The 25,943-nt window shown below is 71.8% G+C and carries 27 protein-coding genes; 10 read left to right on the top strand and 17 right to left on the bottom strand.

Annotated elements, in window-relative coordinates; genetic code table 11:
* Positions 1-89: 89 nt before the first annotated feature.
* Positions 90-521, top strand: coding sequence for an Lrp/AsnC family transcriptional regulator (locus AB0D53_RS13860; protein ID WP_072483521.1), 432 nt, complete (start codon positions 90-92; stop codon positions 519-521).
* Here the strand turns inward: AB0D53_RS13860 and AB0D53_RS13855 are convergent.
* The 4 genes from AB0D53_RS13855 to AB0D53_RS13840 all read right to left on the bottom strand — a co-directional run bounded on the left by AB0D53_RS13855 (position 499) and on the right by AB0D53_RS13840 (position 4,358).
* Positions 499-2,109: a GAF domain-containing protein gene (locus AB0D53_RS13855; RefSeq protein WP_362444754.1), complete on the bottom strand. Its 1,611-nt coding sequence runs from the start codon at positions 2,107-2,109 to the stop codon at positions 499-501. The genes AB0D53_RS13860 and AB0D53_RS13855 overlap by 23 nt on opposite strands.
* A gap of 23 nt (positions 2,110-2,132) precedes the next feature.
* Positions 2,133-3,170: a rod shape-determining protein gene (locus AB0D53_RS13850; RefSeq protein ID WP_362444751.1), complete on the bottom strand. Its 1,038-nt coding sequence runs from the start codon at positions 3,168-3,170 to the stop codon at positions 2,133-2,135.
* 149 nt (positions 3,171-3,319) lie between these two features.
* A complete protein-coding gene (locus AB0D53_RS13845) occupies positions 3,320-3,880 on the bottom strand; it encodes a hypothetical protein (RefSeq protein ID WP_362444748.1) in 561 nt (186 codons plus the stop codon).
* Positions 3,881-3,914: 34 nt separating this feature from the next.
* On the bottom strand, positions 3,915-4,358 hold the full coding sequence (locus AB0D53_RS13840; protein ID WP_362444745.1) for a MarR family transcriptional regulator: 444 nt from the start codon (positions 4,356-4,358) through the stop codon (positions 3,915-3,917).
* Positions 4,359-4,510: 152 nt separating this feature from the next.
* Here AB0D53_RS13840 and AB0D53_RS13835 point away from each other — a divergent pair, with 152 nt between their 5' ends.
* The 4 genes from AB0D53_RS13835 to AB0D53_RS13820 all read left to right on the top strand — a co-directional run bounded on the left by AB0D53_RS13835 (position 4,511) and on the right by AB0D53_RS13820 (position 7,575).
* Positions 4,511-5,530 (top strand): NADP-dependent oxidoreductase, encoded by a 1,020-nt coding sequence (locus tag AB0D53_RS13835; RefSeq protein ID WP_362444742.1) that lies wholly within the window; start codon positions 4,511-4,513, stop codon positions 5,528-5,530.
* A gap of 89 nt (positions 5,531-5,619) precedes the next feature.
* Entirely contained in the window at positions 5,620-6,048 is a 429-nt protein-coding gene (locus AB0D53_RS13830) for an organic hydroperoxide resistance protein (RefSeq protein ID WP_362444739.1), read from the top strand.
* 114 nt (positions 6,049-6,162) lie between these two features.
* A complete protein-coding gene (locus AB0D53_RS13825; protein ID WP_362444736.1) occupies positions 6,163-6,951 on the top strand; it encodes an EI24 domain-containing protein in 789 nt (262 codons plus the stop codon).
* A 15-nt stretch (positions 6,952-6,966) separates the two neighbouring features.
* A complete protein-coding gene (locus AB0D53_RS13820) occupies positions 6,967-7,575 on the top strand; it encodes a LysE family transporter (protein ID WP_362444733.1) in 609 nt (202 codons plus the stop codon).
* A gap of 22 nt (positions 7,576-7,597) precedes the next feature.
* Here AB0D53_RS13820 and AB0D53_RS13815 read toward each other — a convergent pair whose 3' ends face one another.
* Positions 7,598-9,544, bottom strand: coding sequence for an FAD-dependent oxidoreductase (locus tag AB0D53_RS13815; RefSeq protein ID WP_362444729.1), 1,947 nt, complete (start codon positions 9,542-9,544; stop codon positions 7,598-7,600).
* 118 nt (positions 9,545-9,662) lie between these two features.
* Positions 9,663-10,259: a TetR/AcrR family transcriptional regulator gene (locus AB0D53_RS13810; protein WP_362444726.1), complete on the bottom strand. Its 597-nt coding sequence runs from the start codon at positions 10,257-10,259 to the stop codon at positions 9,663-9,665.
* Positions 10,260-10,409: 150 nt separating this feature from the next.
* Here AB0D53_RS13810 and AB0D53_RS13805 point away from each other — a divergent pair, with 150 nt between their 5' ends.
* Positions 10,410-12,881: a glycoside hydrolase family 3 C-terminal domain-containing protein gene (locus AB0D53_RS13805; protein WP_362444723.1), complete on the top strand. Its 2,472-nt coding sequence runs from the start codon at positions 10,410-10,412 to the stop codon at positions 12,879-12,881.
* Positions 12,882-12,929: 48 nt separating this feature from the next.
* Here AB0D53_RS13805 and AB0D53_RS13800 read toward each other — a convergent pair whose 3' ends face one another.
* Together AB0D53_RS13800 and AB0D53_RS13795 are read right to left on the bottom strand one after the other, a co-directional pair.
* Positions 12,930-13,928 (bottom strand): aldose epimerase family protein, encoded by a 999-nt coding sequence (locus tag AB0D53_RS13800; protein ID WP_362444720.1) that lies wholly within the window; start codon positions 13,926-13,928, stop codon positions 12,930-12,932.
* Positions 13,929-13,939: 11 nt separating this feature from the next.
* The gene (locus tag AB0D53_RS13795) at positions 13,940-14,848 is read right to left on the bottom strand and encodes an SGNH/GDSL hydrolase family protein (RefSeq protein ID WP_362444718.1); all 909 of its coding nucleotides are present in this window, start codon (positions 14,846-14,848) and stop codon (positions 13,940-13,942) included.
* A gap of 350 nt (positions 14,849-15,198) precedes the next feature.
* On the opposite strand from AB0D53_RS13795, the gene AB0D53_RS13790 reads away from it, so the two are divergent.
* Positions 15,199-15,693, top strand: a complete 495-nt coding sequence (locus AB0D53_RS13790) for a DUF3145 domain-containing protein (protein ID WP_362444715.1) — start codon at positions 15,199-15,201, stop codon at positions 15,691-15,693.
* Between the two features lie 79 nt (positions 15,694-15,772).
* Here the strand turns inward: AB0D53_RS13790 and fabF are convergent, their stop codons facing one another.
* The 5 genes from fabF to AB0D53_RS13765 form a co-directional block, all read right to left on the bottom strand.
* Complete coding sequence (gene fabF, locus AB0D53_RS13785; protein ID WP_362444712.1) at positions 15,773-17,035, bottom strand: beta-ketoacyl-ACP synthase II; 1,263 nt, start codon at positions 17,033-17,035, stop codon at positions 15,773-15,775.
* A 76-nt stretch (positions 17,036-17,111) separates the two neighbouring features.
* Positions 17,112-17,360, bottom strand: a complete 249-nt coding sequence (locus AB0D53_RS13780; protein WP_093542924.1) for an acyl carrier protein — start codon at positions 17,358-17,360, stop codon at positions 17,112-17,114.
* Between the two features lie 63 nt (positions 17,361-17,423).
* The gene (locus AB0D53_RS13775) at positions 17,424-18,425 is read right to left on the bottom strand and encodes a ketoacyl-ACP synthase III (protein WP_362444709.1); all 1,002 of its coding nucleotides are present in this window, start codon (positions 18,423-18,425) and stop codon (positions 17,424-17,426) included.
* Between the two features lie 13 nt (positions 18,426-18,438).
* The gene (locus tag AB0D53_RS13770; RefSeq protein WP_362444870.1) at positions 18,439-19,353 is read right to left on the bottom strand and encodes an ACP S-malonyltransferase; all 915 of its coding nucleotides are present in this window, start codon (positions 19,351-19,353) and stop codon (positions 18,439-18,441) included.
* Between the two features lie 89 nt (positions 19,354-19,442).
* Complete coding sequence (locus AB0D53_RS13765; protein WP_329821143.1) at positions 19,443-20,642, bottom strand: helix-turn-helix domain-containing protein; 1,200 nt, start codon at positions 20,640-20,642, stop codon at positions 19,443-19,445.
* Positions 20,643-20,758: 116 nt separating this feature from the next.
* On the opposite strand from AB0D53_RS13765, the gene AB0D53_RS13760 reads away from it, so the two are divergent.
* Positions 20,759-21,415, top strand: a complete 657-nt coding sequence (locus AB0D53_RS13760) for a pirin family protein (RefSeq protein WP_362444706.1) — start codon at positions 20,759-20,761, stop codon at positions 21,413-21,415.
* Between the two features lies 1 nt (position 21,416).
* Here the strand turns inward: AB0D53_RS13760 and AB0D53_RS13755 are convergent, their stop codons facing one another.
* Positions 21,417-22,007: a GNAT family N-acetyltransferase gene (locus tag AB0D53_RS13755; RefSeq protein ID WP_362444703.1), complete on the bottom strand. Its 591-nt coding sequence runs from the start codon at positions 22,005-22,007 to the stop codon at positions 21,417-21,419.
* Between the two features lie 149 nt (positions 22,008-22,156).
* Here AB0D53_RS13755 and AB0D53_RS13750 point away from each other — a divergent pair, with 149 nt between their 5' ends.
* A complete protein-coding gene (locus AB0D53_RS13750) occupies positions 22,157-23,416 on the top strand; it encodes a DUF4157 domain-containing protein (RefSeq protein ID WP_362444700.1) in 1,260 nt (419 codons plus the stop codon).
* A gap of 76 nt (positions 23,417-23,492) precedes the next feature.
* On the opposite strand, the gene AB0D53_RS13745 is transcribed toward AB0D53_RS13750, so the two are convergent.
* Positions 23,493-23,756 (bottom strand): DUF397 domain-containing protein, encoded by a 264-nt coding sequence (locus AB0D53_RS13745; protein WP_362444697.1) that lies wholly within the window; start codon positions 23,754-23,756, stop codon positions 23,493-23,495.
* Positions 23,740-24,564 (bottom strand): helix-turn-helix transcriptional regulator, encoded by an 825-nt coding sequence (locus AB0D53_RS13740; RefSeq protein WP_362444694.1) that lies wholly within the window; start codon positions 24,562-24,564, stop codon positions 23,740-23,742. Before AB0D53_RS13740 ends, AB0D53_RS13745 begins: the two co-directional genes overlap by 17 nt.
* 87 nt (positions 24,565-24,651) lie before the next feature.
* On the opposite strand from AB0D53_RS13740, the gene AB0D53_RS13735 reads away from it, so the two are divergent.
* Positions 24,652-25,086: an ATP-binding protein gene (locus AB0D53_RS13735; RefSeq protein WP_362444691.1), complete on the top strand. Its 435-nt coding sequence runs from the start codon at positions 24,652-24,654 to the stop codon at positions 25,084-25,086.
* Positions 25,087-25,092: 6 nt separating this feature from the next.
* Here the strand turns inward: AB0D53_RS13735 and AB0D53_RS13730 are convergent, their stop codons facing one another.
* Complete coding sequence (locus AB0D53_RS13730; protein ID WP_362444688.1) at positions 25,093-25,914, bottom strand: serine hydrolase domain-containing protein; 822 nt, start codon at positions 25,912-25,914, stop codon at positions 25,093-25,095.
* Between the last annotated feature and the right edge of the window lie 29 nt (positions 25,915-25,943).

Here is a 25,943-nt window from a genome sequence, read left to right as displayed (position 1 = left end):
GCCGGCCCCGGGGCGGGAGCGGGCGGCGGGGGTGCCGCCCGACACGACTTGCCCAGTCACGAACCGGACAAAGCTGCGACAATCGCAGTATGGACCGTCTGGACAGAGAAATCCTCGGCATCCTCCAGGAGGATGCCCGGATCTCGTACCGCGATCTGGGCGTACGGGTCGGGCTCAGCGCCAACGCGGCGGCCGACCGGGTGCGCCGGCTGCGCCGCGACGGCGTCATCCGCGGTTTCACCGTGATCATCGACCCGGCCGCCGACACCCGTACCGGGCTCGTCGTCTTCATCGACGTGACGCTGCGGATCGACACGACGAACGAGGTGTTCGAGCGGGCGGTGCTCTCCCTGCCCGGCATCACCGAAGTGGTCCATGTGACCGGCGGCCACGACTATCTCGTGCGGGCCGCCGTCGCCGACACCGCCGCCCTGGACGGACTGCTGCGCCGGCTCAAGCGGGAGGCCGGGGTCGCCCACTCCAGCACCCGGGTCGCGCTCAGAGCGGCGCCTGCCAGGTGACGGCCGGCGGGCGCGAGCCGTCCTCCTCGCGCCCGTCGCCGGCGACCGTCAGCCGGACCGCCGCCCGCCCGTCCGGGAGAACGGCGGTCGCGTCCACCTCCACCTCGATCGCCGAGACCCCGGCCCGCCGGTGCGCGGCCGCGAGGGCGCTGCGCAGCGCGGCGAGCAGCTGCCGGGCCACGGGCTCCCCGACCAGCGCGTCGACCGCCCCGGTGAAGTGCACCGACGGCGGGAAGCCGAGCACCGCGGCGGCGCCCCCGGTCTCCCGCAGCACCCGGCCCCGGAAGGTGGCGGGGGCCTCGGCGGGCGGCTGCTGAAGGGCGAAGATCGCCGTCCGCACCTCCTGGATGGTGGAGTCCAGTTCGTCGACGGCCCTGCCCAGCAGCTCGTCCGTTTCCGGGGTGGCGGTCCGGCGGCGGGTCGACTCCAGCATCATCTCGGTCGCGAACAGCCGCTGGACCACGAGGTCGTGCAGATCGCGGGCGATCCGGTCCCGGTCCTCGTACACGGCGAGCTGCTCCCGGTCGTGCCCGGCGTCCGCCAGGACCAGCGCCAGCGCGGCCTGCGAGGCGAACTGCGTGGCCAGCAGCCGGTCCACCGCCGTGTACGGGCGGTCGCCGCGCCGCCGGGGCAGGGCGAGGGTGCCGATCAGCCGCCCGCCGCTCTGCAACGGCAGCATCATGCTGGGACCGAACCGCGAGCGCACATGCGTCGTCATCCGCGGATCCGTCGCCGAGTCTTCGATGAACACCGGCTCCCCGCCCAGCAGTTGGACCAGCACCGCGGAGCCGGGCTCGATCGCCGTACCGACGATCCCGGCCGGGTCGTCGAGCGTGGAAGCGGCGACGATCTCCATCCCGCCCGCCTCGTCGGGCTGGAGGATGACCCCGGCGCCGGCGTCGGCGAGCGTCCTGGCCCCTTCGGCGACGGTCATCAGCGCGTCGGCCGCGCTCCCGCCGGTCAGCAGCGCGGTGGTGACGGCGGCCGCCCCCTCGATCCAGCGCTCCCGCTGCCGGGCCGCCGCGTACAGCCGGGCGTTGGCGATCGCGATGCCGGCCTGCGCGGCCAGCGCCCTCAGCACCGCCTCGTCCGGTCCGGTGAACCGGCCGGTGTGCTTCTCGGTGAGGCAGAGGTTGCCGAAGACCTGGTCGTGGACCCGGATCGGCGTCCCGAGGAAGGAGCGCATCGGCGGGTGGCCGGGCGGTACCCCGCCGGCCCGCGGGTCGGCGGTCAGGTCGTCGAGGCGCAGCGGCCCCGGCCCGTCGGCGAGCGCGCCGAGCATTCCCGCGTGCCCGTCCGGGAACCGGCCGATCCGCTGCCGCTCGGTGGCGTCGAGCCCCGTGGTGTACAGCTCGCCGATGGTGTCGCGCTCCGGGTCGAGCACGCCGAGCGCGCCGTACCGGGCGCCGGTCAGCGCCGTCGCGGTGTCCACGATCTGCTGGAGCATGACCCGCAGTTCGAGATCGGAGCCGATGCCCAGCACCGCTTCCAGGAGCACCGACAGCGGGGACTTGTGAGGGGCCGGCTCCGCCGCGTCGGTCTGCTCGCCGGACGGCTGCGCGGCCGTGTCCGTCGTGTCGTCGGTCATGCGCCGCACCCCCGGGGTCGTGCTCAGCAGGCGAGCGGGTCGAGGACCATCGGCTCGATCTTTCCGTCCAGCATGGCACCGAGCCCCAGCACCGCGCAGACGTCCGGGCGCTCGGCGATGTTCACCGGCATGCCCGTCGCGTCCCGCAGCATCTGGTCGAGCCCGGGCAGCAGCGCGCTCCCGCCGACCATCATGATTCCGCAGTCCACGAGGTCGGCCACCAGGTCCGGCGGGCAGTCGCGCAGGATCGTGCCGAGCCCGTCCAGGACCGCGGTGAGCGGGGCGTGGATGGCCTGCCGTACGGCGGCGGTGTCGACCTCCACCGAGCGGGCCAGCCCGGTCGCCACGTCACGGCCGTGGATCTCGGTCGTGGCGGGCCCCTTCGAGGTCAGGCCGCCGCCGCTGAGCGCGAGTTGCAGCGGGCGCACCGACTGGCTCGGCAGCATCAGCGCGTGGTGCTGCCGCAGATGCTGGATCACCGCGTGGTCGATGGCGTCGCCGCCGATCGGGATGCGGACGGCGGTCACGATCGAACCGAGCGAGAGCACCGCGATCTGGGTGGTCGCGGCCCCGCACACCATGATCATGGAGGCGGTCGGCTGCTCGACCGGCAGCCCGCAGCCGACGGCTGCCGCGATCAGGGTGTCGACCAGTTCGACCCGCCGGGCACCGAGCCCGACCAGCGTCTCGACGGCGGCCCGCTGGGCGAGCGGATCGCTGTCGTGCGGGGTGCAGGCGGCGGCCCGCAGCCGGGGCTTGCGGCGCAGCTGGCGGCGGAGCTTCTCGCCGAGCAGGTGGCGGAGCATCCGCTGGGCCATCTCGATGTCGATGACCGTCCCGCCGGTGACCGGGCGGGCCACCCGGATGTAGTCGGGGGTGCGTCCCGTCATCTGTTCGGCGAGCGCGCCGACGGCGATGAGCGACCCGGTACGGGTGTTCACCGCGGCGACGCTCGGCTCGTCGACGACGAGCCCGAGACCCTTGACGTACACCCGGGTCCGGGCGGCCCCGAGGTCGACGGCGACATGGCAACGGCGCAGCTGCTCAAGGCTGACGGTCACGGCAGGTTCTCCCGAGTGCGCGGACGACGGTACCGGCGGCAGCCGGCTCTCCCTCGCATCGTGCGCCGTTCGGAGTCGTGGCGCGCGCCGGGTTGAGCCGTAGGAGGTACGGAGCTGACAGGCCGGCAGGAGGGGCGGCCGCGCGTCGTTCAGCCCGGGAGCAGCCGCTGGAACAGGCCCCAGGTGAACTCGGCGACGTACGGCTCGCCCGTTCCCGGCCCGGTGATCGCGAGCGCCCACCGGGTGGGCGCGCTGCCCTCCATCGGGCGGGCCGGCGCGAAGGCCCGCGCGACCTCGTCGACCGTGCCGGACCAGGGGCGCAGATCCTCGACCGTACGCAGCTCGGGGGCGGGCGCCCCCGGGGCCCGGACCAGCCACTCGTTCCACACCGCGCCGCCCGGCGCGACCATCACCTCGAACCGGAGATCCGGCCACAGCGGCACCGGCCACCGCAGCGCGTCGCACTCCAGATCGCCGATCGTGCGGCGCACGGACGACTCCGGTGCGCCGAGCACCGAGCGGTAGCGGCGCAGCGCGCCCCGTCCGCCGGGCGCCCGCACCATGGCCTGCCAGCGGCGGTTGGCCTCGCGCATCTCGGCGAGCGAGGCGCTCAGCTCGTGCCGGGCGTCCTCGACGAGGCCGGGCTGGTGATCGGCCATCCGGCGCAGCAGGACGAGCTGGAACTCACGGGGGCCGAAGGGTGCGGTCATGGATCCAACGGTTCCACACCGCGTTCCCCGGGGCCTACCCGGCGGACGGGCCCGGCTCGCCCAGCATCCGGCGCAGCAGGTCCCGCAGCGTCGTCCGGTCCTCGTCCGACAGCTCGGCCAGCGGCTCCCGGGCGAAGGTGAGCGAATCGCGCAGCTGCTGCGCGGTCCGCGCGCCCAGCTCCGTCGGAGCGGCCAGCTTCACCCGCCGGTCGGCCGGATCCGGCCTGCGCTCCACCAGGCCGCGCGTCTCCAGCCGGTCGACGATGCCGGTGACGTTCGACGGCTCGCACTTCAGCTTCTGGGCGATCCTGCGCATCGGCATCGGCTCCAGCGAGAGCAGCCCGAGCACCCGCGCCTGCGCACCGGTGAGCGAGTGGGCTGCCGCCGCCTCGTCGTACTCCTCGTAGTAGCGCGCCACGACAGTGCCGATGAGCTCGACGACTTCGAGGGTCAGAGGGTCTGTGCGAGGGGTGGCCATGACACCCAGGATAACCCGTTGCTTGACAACATGAAATATTCAGGAGCATGGTTGTTTCACTACATGAAGTATTTCGCTTCCCCGGGTGCGGCTCCCACCGCCCCGGACGGAGCTTCCCCCACCCCGTAGGACATTGAGGAGAACCCGAGCCCATGTCAGCTGCACTTCCCACGTCCGGCCGTGAATGGCACCTCGTCGCCCGCCCCCACGGCTGGCCGAAGGCCGAGGATTTCGCGCTGCGTGAGGCCCCGGTCACCGCTCCCGGCGAGGGCCGTGTCCTCGTCCGCAATCTGTACTTCTCGGTCGACCCGTACATGCGCGGCCGGATGAACGACGTGAAGTCGTACACCCCGCCCTTCGAGCTCGACCGCCCCATGGACGGCGGGGCGGTCGGCGAGGTCATCGCCTCGAACGCCGAGGGCCTCGCGGTCGGCGACCACGTCCTGCACGGCCTCGGCTGGCGCGAGTACGCCGAGTTCCCGGCCGAGCGCGCCGTGAAGGTCGACGCCTCGCTCGCCCCGCTCTCCGCCTACCTCGGGGTGCTCGGCATGACCGGGCTCACCGCCTACGCGGGCCTCTTCGACGTCGCCTCCTTCAAGGAGGGCGACGCCGTCTTCGTCTCCGGCGCGGCCGGTGCGGTCGGCAGCCAGGTCGGCCAGATGGCGAGGATCAAGGGAGCCTCGCGGGTCATCGGCTCCGCCGGTTCCGACGAGAAGGTCAAGCTCCTCGTGGAGGAGTACGGCTTCGACGCGGCCTTCAACTACCACGACGGCCCGGTCGCCGAGCAGCTGCGCGCGGCCGCCCCCGACGGCATCGACGTCTACTTCGACAACGTCGGCGGCGAGCACCTCGAAGCGGCGATCTCCTCGCTCAACCTGCACGGCCGCGTCACCGTCTGCGGAATGATCGCCCAGTACAACGCCACCGAGCCGACCCCCGGCCCGCGCAACCTCGCCCTCGTCATCGGCAAGCGGCTGCGCATCCAGGGCATGCTCGTCGGCGATCACGCCGCGCTCCAGCCGCAGTTCGTCCAGGAGGTCGCCGGCTGGCTGGCCTCGGGCGAGCTGAAGTACCGCGAGACCTTCGTCGAGGGCATCGAGAACGGCTTCGACGCCTTCCTCGGTCTGCTGCGCGGCGAGAACACCGGAAAGATGATCGTCTCCCTCGCCTGACAGCCGCCCCGGCGCACCCGTTAGGCTCATCCACAGGCCGTCGCGATCGTGGGCGCGAGTCGCGGCGCACAGCAGGAGGAATCCTCAGCATGACCATTCAGGACATAACCGTTGCCTACACCGCCGTCGCCACCGCCGAGAACGGCCGTGACGGCCGCGTCTCGTCCGACGACGGCAACCTCGACGTGATCGTCAACCCGCCCAAGGCCATGGGCGGAAGCGGCGCGGGCACCAACCCCGAGCAGCTCTTCGCGGCCGGCTACAGCGCCTGCTTCCAGGGCGCGCTGGGCGTGGTGGCCCGCCAGGAGAAGGCCGACATCTCCGGCTCCACGGTGACCGCCGAGGTCTCCATCGGCAAGACGGCCGAGGGCGGCTTCGGCCTGGAGGTGGCGATCAGCGCCACCATCCCGAACGTCGACACCGACACCGCGCGGGCGCTCGTCGAGAAGGCCCACCAGGTCTGCCCGTACTCGAACGCCACGCGGGGCAACATCAAGGTCGAGCTGTCGGTCGCCTGACCGCCCCGCTCGCAGCGGACCGAGGGCCGCACCCCGCGAAGGGGTGCGGCCCTCGGGCGTGTGCGCGGCAACGGCCCGTGCGGCCCCGCCCCTTCCCGCCAGTACGCTGACGCCATGCGTGATCTAGGGGCGGGCTTCGGCTACTTGATAAAGGGACAGCGCTGGGTCGGCCGGCACGGCCGGTGGTTCGGGATAGGGCTGCTGCCCGGACTGATCACCCTCGTGCTGTACGTGGCGGCGCTGGTCGGTCTCGGCTACGGCGCCGACGACCTGGTGGACTGGGCGACCCCGTTCGCCGACGGCTGGTCCTCGCCCTGGCTCGGCCTGCTCCGCACCACCCTGACCGTGCTGGTCTTCGGCCTCGGGCTCTTCCTCGCCGTGATCACGTTCACCGCCGTGACGCTCCTGATCGGCCAGCCCTTCTACGAGTCCCTCTCCGAACAGGTCGACCGCACCGAGGGCGGCGAGGTGCCCGAGTCCGGGCTGCCGCTCTGGCGGGAGCTGTGGATCTCCGCCCGCGACAGCGTCCGCATCCTGGTGCGGGTGGGGCTCTACTCGGTGCTGCTCTTCGCCCTCGGGTTCATCCCGGTGCTCGGCCAGACCGTCGTCCCCGCACTCGGCTTCTGCGTCACCGGCTACTTCCTCGCCGAGGAACTCACCGCCGTCGCGCTCCAGCGCCGCGGCATGGTCCTGAAGGACCGGCTCGCCCTGCTGCGCGGCCGCCGCCTGCTGACCCTCGGCTTCGGCGTACCGCTGGGGCTCGCCTTCCTGATCCCGTTCGTCGCCGTGCTCCTGATGCCGGGCGCCGTCGCCGGAGCGACCCTGCTGGCGCGCGACCTGGTGGGGCCGGAGGACGAGGACGAGGACCCTGCACCCGGCCCGTACACGCTCGACAAGGACTGAGGAGACCAACCGCCCATGACCGAGCTCATAGCTGTCGCCGTCATCACCGTCCTCGCCGTCATCAGCCCGGGTGCGGACTTCGCGATGGTCGTCCGCAACAGTTACCTCTACGGCCGTACGACGGGACTCATGGCCGCCGCCGGGGTCGCCGCGGGCGTGCTCGTCCACGTCACGTACACGATGCTCGGCGTCGGGCTGCTGATCGCCTCGTCGACCGCCCTGTTCACCGCGATCAAGCTGGTCGGCGCGGCCTATCTCGTCTACATCGGGGTGCGGACCTTCTTCGCCCGCGGGGACGTCGAGGTCGATCTGGAGACCAGGCCGCAGCTGACCCGGCTCGGGGCCCTGCGCACCGGCTTCCTCACCAACGCGCTGAACCCCAAGACCACGCTCTTCGTCGTGTCGACCTTCACCCAGGTCGTCGGGCCCGGGACCGGGGTGTGGCAGCAGGCGGGCTACGGGCTGTTCATGTCCGCCGCCCACTTCGGCTGGTTCGCCCTGGTCGCGCTGTTCTTCTCGAACTCGCGCCTGCGCACCTCGATGCTGAGGTGGCAGAAGGTCCTCAACCGGGGCATCGGATCGGTGCTCGTCGGGCTGGGCGTCACCCTGGGTCTGGCCCGCTGAGCGACGCCCCGCCGGACCCGGGTCAGCTGCTGTGCACCTCCAGCGCCGACCTGACCGCCGACTCCAGCGCCCCCTCGATCCAGGCCGGCTTGACCGAGGTGTGGTCGCCGGCGAAGTGCAGCGGCCCCTCGACCGAGCGCACATCGGCGAACAGTTCGGTGTGCTGGCCCGGCAGCAGTACCGACGCCTCGCCGTACGCGTACGGGTCGCGCATCCACGACTGGGTGGCGCCGGCGCCCGTGTAGAAGACCTCGACGCGCTGCCCGTACACGTCCTGCACCCCGCCCAGGGCGTGCGGGTAGCGCTCGTCGTCGTCCAGCGAGTCCCACTTCAGCGCGTCGTCGGCCCAGCTGTACGAGGCGAGGACGACGCCGCCCGCGCTGCCCTCGACCGGGTGCGAGGGCTGGAACATGAAGCGGTTGGCGTTGTCGGTGACCGATCCGCCGCCGATGACGTGCGCCGCCTCGGGCTGGTTGCGGGCGGTCGCCCGGTACGCCGCGTAGTGCACGCGCTGGTTGGGCGGGAGGTGGCCGGACGGCACGGAGGGGTGGGAGCCCAGCAGCGAGCCGTCGGCCGGTGCCTTGCCCAGCCGGTAGGCGTCGTACAGACCGGGCTTGATCCGCTCCAGCTCCCGCTTCCAGTCCTTCTCCTCGAACTCCCACCAGCGGCGGCTGAATTCGAGCAGCACCTTGGTCGCCGCGTCGTAGTGGATCTCGGTGATCGCGCGCCGCTTGCCGTACGAGAGCGCGGGCGTGACCGGGATGTGGCGCAGTCCGGAGAACGGCACGGTGATGATCGCCCGGTCGCCGCGGAAGGTCTGACGCACCAGCGGCCTGCCGTCGCGGCCCTCGGAGACCGTCTCGACCTCGACACCGTCGGTGCCGTGACTGATCCTGGTGGCCCGGCGGTCCAGCCGCACCAGGTCCTTGACCCGCGCGTACATCGCGTCGGCGAGGACGCCGGTGCCGCCCGGCAGCTCGAAGAACGCGGTGTCCGGGCTGATCAGGGAGGCCCCGATGAAGCTGTGCACAAAGGCGAGATGGAGCCGGGACGTGAGGTTCTCGACCGTGCCGACGAGGTCGATGGTGCGCTCGTCGAGCTTGGCCGCCTCGGTCAGGAAGCGGAACATCGACCAGTGCCCGTAGCGCTGGATCACCCGCGCCCAGCCCTCGACGAGCTCCCGGCCCTCCTTGCCCTCGAACTCCTCCCGCACGGGCTTGAAGGCGTCCCGCACGATCGCCGCGGCGGGCTTGTTCTCGAACGCGGCGGGGACCCCGAACGAGCGGTTGATCGCCTGGGGCTTCGCCGCGTAGTCGGCCTTGCGCATCCGGATGCCGTTGACGTGGATCCAGGTGCGGTTGACGGGCTTGCCCTCGGCGTCGACGTCCACCAGGTGGAAGCGGCGGCGCTTCAGGTCGAAGCCGTCCATGAGGCCGGTGACCAGCGGGTGGATGTCGGGGATGCGCATCGCGCCGGCCTCGGCGTTCTGCTTCGGGTCGGCGAACGGTGCCTTCGCCTTCTCGTGGCCGCCCTGCCGGAAGGTCTTGATCCGGCCGCCGACGCGGTTGCCGTTGGCCTCGATGACGGTGACGGTGTGCCCGGCCTCGCGCAGCAGATGGGCGGCGGTGAGCCCGGCCGGGCCGGCGCCGACGATCAGCACCTTCTTGGGGCTCCTGCGGCTGCGCGGCAGGCCCTTGGAGAGCAGGATGTCGCGGTAGTGCGGGACCAGCGGCCGGTCCTGCTCGTCGCGTACGAGGATGGCGCGGGCGACGGTCAGGCAGGCGTTCCAGTCCGATCCGGTGGCCGCGGGGGCGGGCGCGGCGGGGGAGCCGGCGGCACCGGGCACGGCGGCGCTCGCGGTGCCCGAAGCGGCTGCGACGGCTAACGCGGCGGCACCGGCGGTGGCACCCGTGATCAGGGTGCGGCGGGAGGGCAGGCCGGAGGAGGGTCCGGCTGGCTCGGTAGTCATGCGTCAACCCTGGGGTGCCCGGAGGGGTGCCCTGCGCCGGACGCGCGTAGAGCGGCCCGAAATCACCCGCAGGGGGCGCGAGTTGATCAGGTACCGCTGTGTGTCGCCGCAGGCCATGTCATGATTGCGGGTTCTTCGCGGCCTCCGGTTCCGGCGGCTGCAACAGCGCCAGGAAGTCGCCGAACGCCGCGGGCATGTCCACCGAGTCCGGGTCCAGCAGCCACTGGTACTGGAGCCCGTCCAGCACCGCCACGAGCAGCGGGGCCGCGCGCTCCGGGGTCAGTCCGCCCGGCAGCCGCTCGCCGTACTCCGCGCGCAGTATCGCCGCCATGCTCGACCGGACCTGGGTGTAGCGGCGGGTGAAGAACTCCCGTGCGGGATGCCCCTCGGTCACGCTCTCGCCGAGCAGCGCCGAGAACGTCTGGACGATGCCGGGCCGCATCGCGTTGTACTCCACCAGCGAGGCCAGCAGCTCGATCCGCCAGACGCCGTCGCTCCGGGCGGAGCCGCCGGTGTCCCACTGGTCGCGCTCCGCCAGCACGGCGACGAGCAGCGCCTCCTTGGTCGGGAAATAGTGCAGGAGCCCCTGCTGGCTGAGCCCGACCCGCTCGGCGACCGCGCTCAGCGAGGCGCCGCGGTAGCCGCGCTCGGCGATCACTTCGAGTGCGGCCCGGACGATCTCGGCCCGCCGCTCCGTACTCCTGCCCCGCACCATCGCCCCGGCCCCTTTCGGCGCTCCATCGGTCCTGCACTGCGGACCGTACGCCATTCGAATGTCACGGAGTGATAACGAAACCTACTGGTCTACCTGTCATGGGGTCAGTATGGAGGCATTCAGTCCAGGTTCCGACGAGGAGGTACGGCCGTGGCAGGCGCGTCCACACCCACCAGTTCCGATGCGGCCCGCGAGGCCGCGGTCGACGCGGCACTCGCCGCGCTCGGGCTCGACGACAAGGCGCGGCTGCTGGCCGGCCAGGACATGTGGTCGCTGCCCGCGCTGCCCGGCATCGGGCTGCGCTCCCTGGTGATGTCCGACGGGCCGATCGGCGTCCGGGGCGTCGCCTGGAGCGCCGAGGACCCGTCCGTCGCGCTGCCCTCGCCCACCGCGCTGGCCGCGACCTGGGACCCGGCCCTGGCCCGCCGGGCCGGCCGGCTGCTGGCCCAGGAGGCCCACCGCAAGGGGGTCCATGTCCTGCTCGCCCCGACCGTCAACCTCCACCGCTCCCCGCTCGGCGGGCGCCACTTCGAGACGTACAGCGAGGACCCGTACCTCACCGGCGAGATCGGCACCGGCTATGTGCTCGGCGTGCAGGACGGCGGGGTCGGCACGACCGTCAAGCACTTCGTCGCCAACGACGCCGAGACCGACCGCTTCACCGTCGACAACATCGTCGCCCCGCGCACCCTGCGCGAGATCTACCTCGCCCCGTTCGAGCGCATCGTCAAGAACGCCCACCCGTGGGGCATCATGGCCGCCTACAACCGGGTCAACGGCTCCACCATGACCGAGCACCGCTATCTGCAGAACGCGGTGCTGCGCGGCGAATGGGGCTTCGACGGCTACATCGTCTCCGACTGGCTGGCCGCCCGTTCCACCGTCGCCGCGGCCAATGGCGGCCTCGACGTCGCGATGCCCGGCCCGAAGACGGTCTACGGCAAGGCGCTCGCCGACGCCGTGCGGGCCGGCGAGGTCGAGGAGTCCGTCGTCGACGGTGCCGTACGCAACGTGCTGCGGCTGGCCGCCCGCGTCGGCATCCTGGACGGAGCCCCGCCCGTCGTCGACGAGGCCGCCCGCCCCGCCGCCGTCGACGGCGAAGCGCTGGCCCGTGAGATCGCCCGCCGCTCCTTCGTCCTCGTACGCAACGAACGCGCAGCCCTCCCCATCGACCCGGCGGCCGTCCGCTCCGTCGCGGTCAGCGGTGCGCTCGCCCGGGACGCCCGGGTCCTGGGCGGCGGTTCCGCCCAGGTCTTCCCGTCCCACGTGGTCAGCCCGCTCGACGGCCTCCTCGCCGCCCTCCCCGAGGGCGTCGTCGACTTCCGCGTCGGTGCCGACCCCAACACCGAACTCACCCCCGCCGAGAAGGGGTTCGAGCTCAAGGCCGTCTGCTACGACGAAGCCGGAGCCGTCATCGGCTCCGCACCGCTGCCCGGCGGCACCGTCCAGTGGATCGGCGACGACTTCCCCGAGGGCGTGACCCGCGCCACGCTGCACACCGTCGAGATCACCGGCACCTTCGTCCCGCGCGACAGCGGCGAGCACGTCTTCGGCACCCGCGGCACCGGGGCGCTCGCCCTCACCGTCGCGGGCGAGACCCTGTACGACGGGATCCACCGCGTCACCGGCTCCGACGACCCCGGCGAGGCATTCTTCGGCAACCCGCTGGAGCGCGGCCGGATCACCCTCACCGCGGGCGAGCCCGTCGAGGTCTCGCTGCGGCAGGTCCCCGAGACCCTGGGCGACGACGCGCCGATCCCCGGCGTCTCGTTCGCCTTCTGCCACCTCGGCCCGCGCCGCGACCCCCAGGAACTGATCGCCGAGGCCGTCGGGGCGGCCCGCGCCGCGGACACCGCGATCGTCGTCGTCGGCACCACCGAACGCGTCGAGTCCGAGGGCTTCGACCGCACCGACCTGAGGCTCCCCGGCCACCAGGACGACCTCGTCCGGGCCGTCGCCGCCGCCAACCCGGACACCGTCGTGATCGTCAACTCCGGCTCCCCGGTGGAGCTCCCGTGGCGCGACGAGGTCGCCGCGGTCCTGCTCGGCTGGTTCCCCGGCCAGGAGGCCGGCCACGCGCTCGCGGACGTCCTGCTCGGCGCCGGTGAACCGGGCGGGCGCCTGCCCACCACCTGGCCGGCCGCGCTCGCCGACGTCCCGGTCTCGAACACCGTCCCCACCGACGGCGAACTCCACTACGACGAGGGCGTCTTCGTCGGCTACCGGGCCTGGGAGAAGGCGGGCACCGCGCCCGCGTACCCCTTCGGCCACGGACTCGGCTACACCACCTGGGAGTACGAGAACCTCACGGCCGGCCCGGACTCCGTCACCGTCCGCCTCCGCAACACCGGCACCCGGCCGGGCGCCGAGACCGTCCAGATCTACCTCGCCCCCCGGGACGACACCGCCGGACGCCCGGCCCGCTGGCTGGCCGGCTTCGCACGGGTCGAGGCGGCCCCCGGCGAGAGCGCCGAGACGGTGATCGCGCTGGAGCGGCGTACGTACCAGATCTGGGACGAGGAGGCGTACGACTGGATCCTCGTCCCCGGCACGTACGAGGTGCAGGCGGCCCGCTCGCTCGCCGACGTACGCCTGACGGCGACCGTGGACATCGAGGAGTAGCGGCCGGGCGGCGGGGGACGGAGCGGCGCCCGTCCCCCTGCCGTGCCGTCAGCGCACCGTGAATCCGTACACGGTCGTCGAGACGAACTCCTCGCCCGGCCGCAGCACCGTGCTCGGGAACGCGGGCCGGTTCGGGGAGTCGGGGAAGTGCTGCGTCTCCAGCGCGATCCCGGCGCACGGGCCGAACGGCCGCCCGTCGAAGTGGTCCGCCGTGTACAGCTGGAGCCCCGGCTCCGTCGTCGTCACGGTCAGCACACGCCCCGAGGCCGCGTCGTACAGCTCGGCCGCCGGACCCGTTCCCGCCGCGTCCAGCACGAAGTTGTGGTCGTAGCCCGCGCCGACCGGCCGCGGCTCACGGAAGTCGAAGCGGGTGCCGTCCACCGGCAGGAACTCGCCCGTGGGCAGCGACTCGGCGTCCGCCGGGGTGATCCGCCCGGCCGCGATCCGCAGCGTCTGCCCGAGCGCGCTGCCGCTGCCGGCGCCCGCGAGGTTCCAGTACGTGTGGTTCGTCAGGTTCAGCACCGTCGGGGCGTCGGTCGTCGCCCGGTACGCGATCCGCAGCGCCCCGCCCTCGTCCAGGGTGTAGGCCGCCGACACCGCGAGACGACCCGGGAAGCCCTCCTCGCCGTCCTCCGAGACCAGCGAGAGCTCCACACCCCCGGCGACCTCCCGCGCCCGCCACACGCGCTTGTCGAAGCCCCCGGCCCCGCCGTGCACCTGGTTGCGCCCCTCGTTCGGCGTCAGCCGGTGCGTGCGCCCGTCCAGCTCGAAGCGGGCCCCGCCGATCCGGTTCGCGTACCGCCCGACCAGCGCGCCGAAGTACGGGCCGGGGAACGCCCGGTACCCGGCCAGGTCCGGCAGCCCGAGCGCGACCTCGGCCCGCGCCCCGTCCCGGTCCGGCACCTCGACCGACTGCACGATGCCGCCGTACGTCAGCACGCGTACCCGCGTACCGTCCCGTTCCAGCGTCCATCGGTGCACGCGGCTGCCGTCCGCGAGGGTCCCGAAGTCTTCCGTACGCGTTGCCGTGCCCGAACCAGTGACCATGATCACGGACCTTACGCGGGCGGCCGGGCGGCGGTGACATTGCGGTACGCGATCTCCGCCAGCCTCGCCTGCCCGTCGCGCCCCGGATGGAACCAGTCCCACTGGCTGAGCTGCCTGCCGGTGAACGGGTAGTCGAAGACCGCCCCGCCGTCGTAACGGCAGCGCCGGTCCTTCGCACAGACCTCCCGCAGCACCTTGTTGTACGCCACGACCCGTTCCTGCACCGACGCGCGCCGGGCCGACGCCTGCGCGCCCATGTCGTCCGCGTCGCCCAGCATCGACCGGCAGATCCCCAGCTTCCAGACCTGCTTGCCCAGCGCGTTGCCGCGCCCCGTCGACCAGAGCCGCTTGAGGTCCGGCACGCTCGACACGTACACCTGCGCCTTGGGCGCCCCGGCCCGCAGCTGACGCATCGACGCCTCGAACGAGGCACGGAAATCAGCCACCGGCGTCATGTACCGCGCCGAGTCCCGGCAGGCGTCATTGGCACCGATCATCACCGTCACCAGATCGGGTTTCTCCTTCGCGGCCAGCGCCATCTGCTCCGGCAACTGCGCGATCCTGGCACCCGTCTCGGCATGGTTCCAGCTGCGCGAGGCGGCCCCCGACTCACCGAGCAGCCGCACGGCCAGGCTGCGCACCTCGCGGTCCGTGCCGGTCGCCCAGGAGACCTCGGGGCAGTCCGCCAGCACGGAACAGGCGTCGAAGCCCCGGGTGATGGAGTCGCCGACGGCGGCCACCGAACCCGGCTCACGGTCCCAGACCGGTCCCGGCCTGGCCGAAGGCTGCGCGGCCGCCCCCTTCGTCGTCCCCTCGGGCCCGGAGTCACAGCCCGTCAGCACGGCCGTGCAGAGCACCGGGACAGCCGCCAGGAGGGCGGCCGCAGTACGCGAACGGCGGCGGGCGGAACGATCCTGCATCCCTTGGTCCCCTCGGTTATGCCCCCGGCAACCCCTGGTGGCACCGGTCAAAAGGCCCGGCCGCCCCGGCGAGTGAAAGCTGAGCGATTGATGGGCCCTGGACCGACCGTACGTCACACCTGGGACCCCGCCGCGCGGTAGCTTTTCCTCGTCGAACCAGCGGCGCGTTCCCCCACCCGGCTCCACTCGGGTGGCTTTCAGGAAATCACATCACGTCACATACTGTCCCTTTTCAGGAGTTTCACCCCGATGCTGTTTACTGATGACAACCTCGGGATCCGGCCGAGAAGAGACGGTACGGGTGCGAGACCGCTGGGGAAGGCGAACTTCGTCCCACACTGGAGGTCCCGGTGACGACACGTGGAGTTCTGTACGTTCACTCCGCACCGCGCGCGCTCTGCCCCCATGTCGAATGGGCGGTGGGCGGTGTCCTCGGTGTGCGGGTCCAGCTGGACTGGATCAGACAGCCCGCCGCACCCGGCACCTGGCGGTCCGAGTTCTCCTGGCAGGCCCGCCCCGGTACGGCGTCCAAGCTCGCCTCCGCGCTGCGGGGCTGGGACCTGCTGCGCTTCGAGGTGACGGCGGAGCCGAGCGCCACGTCGGAGGGCGAGCGCTACAGCTCCACGCCCGGCCTCGGCATCTTCCACGCCGTCACCGGCATGCACGGCGACATCCTGGTCCCCGAGGACCGGCTGCGGGCGGCGCTGGCCAGGTCCGCCCAGGGCGAGACCGACCTGGAGGCCGAGATCGCCAAGCTGCTCGGCAAGCCGTGGGACGACGAACTGGAGTCCTTCCGTCACGCGGGCGAGGGCGCGCCGGTGCGGTGGCTGCACCAGGTGGTGTGACGGCGCGGAACGCAGCGACGAGGCCCGCCTTCCCGAGAGGGAGGGCGGGCCTCGTCGTACCGTGACCGCGGACCGCGGGTCAGACGCTGCGGAACGCCAGGACCACGTTGTGTCCGCCGAATCCGAACGAGTTGTTGATCGCGGCGATCGACCCCTCCGGCAGCGGCCGGGGCTTGTCGCGCACGATGTCCGCCTCCACGGCCTCGTCGAGGTGCTCCACGTTGATCGTGGGCGGCGCCACCCGGTGGTGCAGCGCCAGGACCGTCGCGACGGTCTCGATGCCGCCCGCGCCACCGAGGAGGTGACCGGTCATCGACTTCGTCGCGGAGATCGCGACATGGTCGAGGTCGTCGCCCAGGATCTTGCGCAGTGCCTTCAGCTCAGCGACATCGCCCTGCGGCGTCGACGTGGCGTGCGCGTTGAGGTGCACGACCTCGGACGGCTTGAGGTCCGTCTGGTCCAGCAGGTTCTGCATCGCGGCGGCGATCCCGCGCCCGGTCGGCTCGGGCTGCGCGATGTGGTGGGCGTCCGCGGACAGCCCCTGGCCCAGCACCTCGCAGTAGACCCTGGCGCCACGCTTCGCGGCGTGCTCCGCGGACTCCAGGACGACCACTCCGGCGCCCTCGCCGAGGACGAAGCCGTCACGGCCGGTGTCGTACGGACGGGAGGCCTTCTCGGGCTCCTCGTTGTTCTTGGACATCGCCATCATGTTGGCGAACGCCGCGATCGGCAGCGGGTGGATGGCCGCCTCGGTGCCACCGGCGAGGACCACATCGGCGCGGCCGGTGCGGATCATCTCGACGGCGTAGCCGATCGCCTCGGCGCCCGAGGCGCAGGCGGAGACCGGGGTGTGGACACCGGCCTGGGCGTTGACCTCCAGGCCGACGTTGGCCGCCGGGCCGTTGGGCATGAGCATGGGCACGGTGTGCGGGGAGACGCGGCGTACGCCCTTCTCCTTGAGCACGTCGTACTGGTCGAGCAGAGTGGTCACGCCGCCGATGCCGGAGGCGATGACCGAGCCCAGCCGCTCGGGCCGCATGTTCTCGTCCTCGCCGGCCTTGCCGGTGAAACCGGCGTCCGCCCAGGCCTCGCGGGCCGCGATCAGCGCGAACTGCGCCGAGCGGTCCAGCTTGCGGGCGAGCGGACGGGGCAGGACGTCGCCCGGGTCGACGGCCGCGAGGGCGGCGATCCGGACGGGCAGCTCGGCGAAACGTTCGCCCTCGAGAGGCTTGACGCCGGACCGGCCGGCCATCAGACCTTCCCAGGTCGACGCCGAGTCGCCACCCAGCGGAGTGGTTGCGCCGATACCGGTGACGACCACGGTGCGATTGGTCGAGTTCACTGGAAAATCTTCTCCACGTGTAGAGGGTCGTGAATCAGCGGCGCCACCGCCGGGTGGCGACACAGTGCAGGCCTGATCAGGCCTGGTGCTTGAGGATGTAGTCGGCAGCGTCGCCGACCGTCTTGAGGTTCTTGACGTCCTCGTCGGGGATCTTGACGTCGAAGCGCTCCTCGGCGGCGACGACGACCTCGACCATGGACAGCGAGTCGACGTCCAGGTCGTCGGTGAAGGACTTGTCCAGCTGGACGTCCTCGACCGGGATACCGGCGATCTCGTTGACGATCTCGGCGAGACCCTTGACGATCTCTTCCTGAGTGGCGGCCATGTTGGCGCTCCTTCGATGTTTATCTGCAGGTTGGGGCGTGCGGGCCGAAACGGCCCGGTGTGCCTAGGGGAGGGTAACGACCGTCGCGGCGTAGACGAGACCCGCCCCGAAGCCGATGACGAGCGCGGTGTCGCCGCTCTTCGCCTGACCGGTCGCCAGGAGCCGCTCCATTGCGAGCGGAATCGAGGCGGCGGAGGTGTTGCCGGTGGTCTCCACGTCGCGTGCGACGGTGACGTTCTCCGGCAGCTTCAGGGTCTTCACCATCGAGTCGATGATCCGCATGTTGGCCTGGTGCGGAATGAAGACGTCCAGGTCTTCCGGGGCGATCCCGGCCGCGTCCAGCGCCTGCTGGGCGACCTTCGCCATCTCGAAGACGGCCCAGCGGAACACCGCCTGGCCCTCCTGCGTGATGGCCGGGAACTTCTCCGGGCGCTCGGCGTGGAACTCGTCCCACGCCACGGTCTGCTTGATGGTCTCGGACTTGTCGCCCTCGGAGCCCCATACGGTCGGGCCGATGGCGGGCACCTTGGAGGGGCCGACGACGACCGCGCCGGCGCCGTCACCGAAGAGGAAGGCCGTCGCGCGGTCCTCCCTGTCGGTGAGGTCGCTGAGCCGCTCCACGCCGATGACCAGCACGTACTCGGCCGAGCCCTCGACGATCATGCCCTTGGCGAGGGTCAGCCCGTAGCCGAAGCCCGCGCAGCCGGCCGAGATGTCGAAGGCGGCGGGCTTGCCCGCGCCGACCAGATGGGCGATCTCGGTCGCGATGGCCGGGGTCTGCTTGAAGTGCGAGACGGTGGAGACGATCACGGCGCCGATCTGGTCGGGCCTGATACCGGCGTCCGCGATGGCCTTGCCGGACGCCTCGACGGACATCGCGGCCACGGTCTCCTCCTCGGAGGCCCAGTGGCGGGTGGCGATGCCGGAGCGCGAACGGATCCACTCGTCGGACGAGTCGATCGTCTCGAGGATCACCTCGTTGGGCACGATCCGGGTCGGGCGGTAGCCGCCGACGCCCATGATCCGTGCGTACGGGGCACCCTGGCTGGGCTTGATCTTCGACATTCTCTCGGGCTCCTTAGGCGCCGGCGTGCTCGGAGATGAGCGCGCGGGCCGCGTCGAGGTCGTCGGGGGTCTTGAGCGCGAGCGTCCGGACACCGGGCAGCGCGCGCTTGGCGAGCCCCGTGAGGGTGCCGCCGGGGCATGCCTCGATGAGAGCCGTGACGCCCAGCTCCTCGAAGGTCTCCATGCACAGGTCCCAGCGGACCGGGTTGGCCACCTGGCCGACCAGCCGGGAGATGACCTCGTCGCCGGTGGCGACGGCCTTCCCGTCGGCGTTCGAGACATATGTCACGGCCGGGTCCGCGGGCTTCAGCTCCGCGGCGGCCTCGCGCAGCCGGTCGACGGCGGGGGCCATGTGGCTCGTGTGGAAGGCGCCGGCGACCTTGAGGGGAACCACGCGGCGCACCCCCTCGGGCTTGTCCTCGACCAGCGCGGCGATCTGCGCGGCGGTGCCCGCGGCGACGATCTGACCCGCCCCGTTGACGTTCGCCGGGGTCAGCCCGAGCTTCTCCAGGTGCGCGACGGACACCTCGGGGTCGCCGCCCAGCAGCGCGGCCATGCCGGTCTCGGTGACCGCCGCGGCCTCGGCCATGGCGAGCCCGCGGGTCCGTACGAGACGCAGCGCGGCCTCGTCGCCGATGACTCCGGCGAACGCGGCTGCGGTGATCTCACCAACGCTGTGACCTGCGACGACGTTCGGCGACGCGTCGAGCGCGGCGGCGGACAGCAGTCCGGCGGCCACCAGCAGCGGCTGCGCCACCGAGGTGTCACGGATCTCGTCCGCGTCCGCCTTGGTGCCGTAGTGGGCGAGGTCGAGCCCGATGGCGTCGGACCAGGCCGCGACGCGGTCGGTGGCACCGGGGAGGTCGAGCCAGGGAGTCAGGAAGCCGGGCGTCTGAGCGCCTTGGCCGGGAGCGACGAGTACGAGCACCCTCACACTCTCTCTTGTGAACGGTCCGGAACACCCGTGGGGACAGGGACGAAGAACCGTATGGGGAATTGTTGATGTCCGACAAAAGTCTAGGACTGGGGATCTCTCGCGGCCAAGCGCCCCAGGATCAGGGCGATCCGCAGCGTGAACGCCGAGCGGACATCGGAAGGGGACCATCCGGTGACGTCTGTCACACGTCGAAGCCGGTAGCGCACGGTGTTCGGGTGGACGAAGAGCATGCGGGCCGCGCCCTCCAGACTGCTCGCCTGCTCCAGATACACACTGAGGGTTTCGAGCAGAGCGGAGCCCGCTTCCTCCAGCGGTCTGTAGATCTCCTCCACCAACTGGTCCCGCGCGGCAGGGTCTCCCGCCATCGCGCGCTCCGGCAGCAGATCGTCGGCGAGCACCGGCCTGGGCGCGTCCTGCCAGGCACCGCACGCCCGGAGCCCGGCGGCCGCGGCCTGCGCGGACCGGGTCGCCGCCAGCAGGTCGGGCACCACGGGTCCGGCGACGACGGGGCCCGCCGCGTACGGGCCGATCAGCGCCTTCGCGACCTGCAAGGGGTTGTCGCTGCCGCCCGCGATGACCACCAGCCGGTTGCCGAGCACCCCGGTCAGGACCTGGAGCTTGGCGTGCCGGGCGGCCCGCCTGATCGCCTCCACGGTCAGCTCGCTGTCGCCGTCCGGGGCGGTGCCCAGCACCACGCAGACGTGTTCGGGGGAGTTCCAGCCGAGCGCCGCGGCGCGTGACACGGCGCCCTCGTCGGCCTCGCCGGACAGCACCGCGTTCACCACGAGCGATTCCAGCCGGGCGTCCCAGGCGCCGCGCGCCTCGGCGGCCTGCGCGTACACCTGGGCGGTCGCGAAGGCGATCTCCCGGGCGTAGACGAGCAGCGCCTCGCGCAGCACCGACTCGTCCCCGGGCGCGGCGACCTCCTCGATCGCGGCCTCCATGACCTCGATCGTCGTACGCACCATCTCGACGGTCTGCCGCAGGGTGATCGCCCGGGTCAACTCGCGCGGAGCCGTCCCGAACACATCGGTGGAGATGGCCTGCGGGGTCTCCGGGTGCCGGAACCACTCGGTGAACGCCGCGATACCGGCCTGGGCCACCAGACCGATCCAGGACCGGTTCTCCGGTGGCATCGCCCGGTACCACGGCAGCGACTCGTCCATGCGGGCGATCGCGTTCGCGGCGAGCCGGCCGGAGGACTGTTCCAGGCGTTTCAGGGTCGCGGCATGCAGGTGGGCGGCGTTCGCATCGGGCTGTTCAGGATCGGGTCGGGGCACGGAGACAAGATTGCCTTATCGGGCCACGAGCACGGAGGGCCGGGGCGACCGCGGGTCGTACCGGCCGGTAGCGGCCGGGGGGCTCACCCGCGCCCCCGCCCGGCTACGGTGGGCGGGTGATCTCCGTACACCGCGCCGAGGACCGCTTCCAGGGCGGGGACCAGGACGCCGGCATCCTGTCCCGGCACGCCTTCTCCTTCGGCAGCTTCTACGACCCGGACAATCTGCGCTTCGGCCCGATCATGGCCTGCAACACGGAGCGGCTGGAGAGCGGTGCCGGCTTCGAGGAACACCCGCACAGCCACACGGAGATCGTCACCTGGGTCGTCGAGGGCGAGCTGACCCACCGCGACTCCACCGGCCACGCCACGGTCGTACGCCCCGGTGACCTCCAGCACCTCGGCGCCGCCTCCGGCGTGCGCCATGTCGAACGCAACGACGGGGACACCCCGCTGACGTTCGTCCAGATGTGGCTGGCACCGCTCGAACCGGGCGGCGACCCCTCGTACACCATCGTCCCCGCTCTCACGGACGCCACCCCGTACGCCGTCCCGGCGGCCGGTGCGGTGCTGCATGTGCGGCGGCCGGGCGCGGGGGAGCGGGTGGTGGTACCGGACGCGGCGCGGGTGTACGTCCATGTGGTGGCCGGGGGCGTACGGCTCGGCGACGAGGAGTTGGAGCCGGGCGACTCCGTGCGGATCACCGGTGAGGAAGGGCTGGAACTGGTGGCGACCGGACCGGCCGAGTTGCTGATCTGGGAACTGACGGCCTGAGCTACCGGCCGCCGTCCCGCCGCCACATCGACCACATCGGCGGCCCGGCCCGGAACGTCATCTCCTCGTGCACGGTGAAGCCGTGCCGCTGGTAGAAGGTGAGATTGCGGCGGTTGCTGGACTCCAGGAAGACCGGCCGCCCGTCCGCGTCCGCCCGCTCCAGCAGCCCGCCCAGCACCCGCGCCCCACGCCCCGTGCCGCGCGCGTCCGCCCGGGTGCCGATGTACTCGACGTACCAGTGCTCGGGACCGGCCGGATGGCGGTGCTCCATGGTGAACAGCCTCCCCGCCGTACGCGGGAGTTGAGTCCTTGCCGCGCGTACGAGCGGTCCCGCGTTGCGCAGCAGGTACGTCACCGGCAGCTTCCACTCCCCGGGCTCCGCCCACACCGCCGCCACGGTGCGCTCCGGGTCGGTCCAGACCCGGCCGGCCGGGATCTGCTGGGTCAGGTGCGCGGTGAACAGCAGCCGCAGCCGCCGGTCACGGTCGCTCGGCATGAGCCAGCTCCAGACGGGATCCTCGGCGTAGGCACTGGCGAGCACGGCGGCGAGCGCGGGGACGTCGGCGGCGGTAGCGCGGACTATGTCGGCCATGGCCGAGGAGAGTAGCGGGTGCCGCGTCGGCCATGCCGCTCTGTCCGGCGGGCCGACCGATTCTGCCCCCGTGTACCTGGCCCGAACCGGCACATTCCGCGTAGTGATGGAGGAGCCACCATCCCGTGCACCCTTACGGAAGGCTTCTGATGCGCGCACGAGACTCCGAACGCGCCGACCATGGTTCCGCTCGCGCGCGTACGCCGGTGAGACGAGCGGAGACGGACGAGCTCCCCGAGCACCTGCCGCCCACCCTCCAAACCAGCCTCGGCAACGCCGCCGTCGTCCAGCTGCTCCGGCAGGCGGGTCACCCCTGGGCGCAGCCGGAGGAGGAGCGGCAGCAGTCGGAGGAGCACCGGCACGACGTACAGCGTTCCGCCGTCCACGACGTCCTGCGTACCGGCGGCAGGCCCATGGACACCGTGCTCCGGGAGGAGATGGAGGCGCGCCTCGGCGCCGACTTCTCCGACGTACGCATCCACGACGACAGCGCCGCACGGGCCTCCGCCGCCGAGGTCGGCGCCCGCGCCTACACCTCCGGCCACCATGTCGTCGTCGGCGCGGGCGGAGGCGACAAGCACACCCTCGCCCATGAACTGACCCATGTCGTCCAGCAGCGGCAGGGCGCGGTCGCCGGTACCGACAACGGCGCGGGCCTGCGGATCTCCGACCCCTCGGACCGCTACGAGCGGGCCGCGGAGCAGAACGCCCGCCGGGTCATGTCCGCGCCGGTACGGACCGGGGTGCCCGACGACCGGGAGAAGCCCGGATCGCACACGCCCGCAACCGCCGGGACATCGGTCCAGCGCGCCGGCGACTGGAAGAACAACCCCACGAAGAACGCCCTGGCCGCGGAGAAGGCGGCCAATCCCGGCAACGCACTCGTGCACACCCTGCACCACATCGTGCCCAAGTCGCTGCTCGAAAAATTTGCCGGGCTTCTCACCGCGACGCAGCTGACTGATGTCGTGACAGCGCTGGCGCCGGTCGCCCCGACCGCGTTCACGGGCAACAGCACCCAACTCAACTCTGTATCCAAGGCGTTGAAGAACGTCCCGGCCAACTTCGCGCTCGGCCCCGAACCGGCGGTCAGGAACGACGACCCGGGCAGCAGCGGACCGGACCTCAACTTCACCGAGGACGGTGCGATCACGCCCCGCTCCGAACAGCTGGAGCACGTCTACGACTTCATCGAAGCGAAGGTCAGCGCCAACGCGGCGGTCACGCAGGCGGAGCTGCAGAACGACTTCATCACTCCGATGCGCCAGGCCTGCATCGAGCACAACGCCGTGGTCGCCAGTCTCGGCCTCGCCAACGGTGTGGGGCTCGACCCGAACCGGACGGCCTGGTCGGGCAACGCGGCAACGCGGTCCCAGCGCCGGACCCACATGATCGAACCGCTCGTCTGACGAGGACGAAGGGGCCCGGGACGACGGTCGGTTGCTGTCGTCCCGGGCCCCTTCGCCATTCAGGCCTCGGACGACCTCAGAGCGTGCCCACGAACGCCCGCCAGGCGTCCGCCCCGATGGTCAGAACCGGGCCGCCGGGGTTTTTGCTGTCGCGCACGGGCACGGCGCAGGGGAGGCCGTCGACCACTTCGAGGCAGTCGCCGCCGTTGGTACCGCTGTAGCTGGACTTGCGCCATGCGGCGCCTCCGGTGACGGTGCACTCGACGCATTCGCCGCCGGTGCTGCCGCTGTAACTGGACTTACGCCACTGTGCTCCGGTCAGGTCATGACTGGTCCCCATAGCGTTCCTCCATCACACGAGCGATCAGTGTCGCCGAGTCCTCGGGGGAGAGGGCTGTGGCTTGCAAACGAGCGTAGCCGACCGAACGTTCCTTGATCATCTGGGGATTGGCAGTCATGTGCCCTTGGTCGTAGCTCTCCGCGTAGAACAGGTCGGGGTCGTCTTCGAACCTGAGCAGGTTGAACGAGCCCATCATCCCCGTGTGCTGGCCGACGGCGAACGGGAGCACCTGGATCTGGACCCAGGGGTCGTCGCGGAAGTCCAACAGCCGTGCCAGTTGCGCGCGCATGACGTTGCGCCCACCGACCTCCTGGAGCAGTGCGGCCTCGCTCAGGACGACCCATAGGGCGGGCGACTTGGCGCCCTTCAGGATTCGCTGGCGGTCCAGGCGCGCAGCCACCATCTCGTCGGCCCTGGCTGGGTGATCGACAGCGATCAGGGCCCGTGCGTACTCCTGCGTCTGCAACAGCCCGTACACCACCTGTGACTGGAACGTGGAGATGTACGTCGCACGGGCCTCCATGTCCGCGTACGGCTGGAACCAGGAAGGCAGCTGGCTGTGCAGGACCAGACCGATCAGCCGCGAGAACACCCCGTCCGTGCCGAGCGCCGCGTCCACGCGCTCGGAGAAGTCGCGGGTGGGCACTTTCTTCGTGGTCTCGATCTGACCGATCAAGGAGCCGGTGCAGAAGATGATGTCGCCGAGCTGCCCCTGCTTGAGACTGGCGGCCTCTCTCTGGCGACGCAGTTCCCAGCCGTAGTAATCCAGTGGGGAAGCACTCGGGTCGAGCGTGTGGATGTTGGCCACGGCGGGGCGCACCTCCGGCGTTCAACGCCTCGCGGCGTTCGTTTCCGTACGTAGCCGAGCGTAGCCAAACCACTGCACTCTGGTGACATGAATCACGTATCCGCTCCGCCGCCGGGCAGCGTCGAGCCGACCTACCACGCCGACTTCGCGGTGGGCGAGCACTCCGCGCGGCATCTGCGCCGCATCCTGCGCCTCTACCTCACCGGCTGGGAACTCCCGGACGTGGCCGACGCGGCGGAGCTGGCGCTGACCGAGCTGATCGCCAACGTGGTGCGGCACGTGCCCGGCCGTCGCTGTCAGACGTTCATCTTCCGGCTCCCGGCCGGGGGCGTGCGGGTCGAGGTCGCGGACGACTGTCCCGACGTGCCGAGGATGGTCGTAGGAGACGAACTCGACGAGGGCGGGCGGGGGTTGCTGCTGGTCGCCGCGCTCACCGACCGGTGGGGCGCCGAGCCGCGCCGGGACGGGCGCGGCAAGACGGTCTGGTTCGAGTGCCTGGCCGCGAAAGCGGCGGACCGGTGATCTCCCTCAGCGGGCGGAGCGCAGCTCCGCGAGCACCGCGTCCGTGAACGGCGGCCACGCCTCCACCGCCCACGGGCCGAAGGCCCGGTCGGTCAGCGCGACGCACGCCGCGCCCGCGACCGGGTCGATCCACAGGAACGTCCCCGACTGCCCGAAGTGCCCGAAGGTCGCGGGCGACGAGGAACCGCCCGTCCAGTGCGGGGACTTGGAGTCCCGGATCTCGAAGCCGAGGCCCCAGTCGTTGGGGTTCTGGTGGCCGTAGCCGGGCAGCACGCCCTTCAGGCCGGGGTGCACGACGGTCTGTGCGGCGAGCACCGTACGCGGGTCGAGCAGGCGGGGCGCCTGCACCTCCGCCGCGAACCGCACGAGGTCGTCGACGGTCGAGACGCCGTCCTTGGCGGGCGAGCCGTCCACCGTGGTCGCCGTCATGCCCAGCGGCTCCAGCACGGCCTGGCGTACGTACTCCTGGAACGGGATGTCGGTGGCCTTGGCGATGTGGTCGCCGAGCACCTCGAAGCCCGCGTTGGAGTAGAGCCGGCGGGTGCCGGGCGCGGCCGTCGTGCGGTGCTCGTCGAAGGCGAGCCCGCTGGTGTGCGCGAGCAGGTGCCGGACGGTGGAGCCCTCGGGCCCGGCGGGCTCGTCCAGCTCGACCGCGCCCTCCTCGTACGCCACCAGCGCCGCGTAGGCCGCGAGCGGCTTGGTGACGGAGGCGAGCGGGAAGCGGTGCGCGGTCGGGCCGTGCGTACCGACGACGGTGCCGTCCGCTCGTACGACGGCGACCGCCGTGGTGGGGACGGGCCAGTTGTCGATCATCGCCAGGCTCTGCATGCGTACGAGCGTAACGGGCAGGGCCGACG

It is taken from the genome of Streptomyces sp. NPDC048295, assembly GCF_040652135.1.
GTDB lineage: Bacteria > Actinomycetota > Actinomycetes > Streptomycetales > Streptomycetaceae > Streptomyces.
This window is presented reverse-complemented; position numbering and strand designations above follow the sequence as displayed.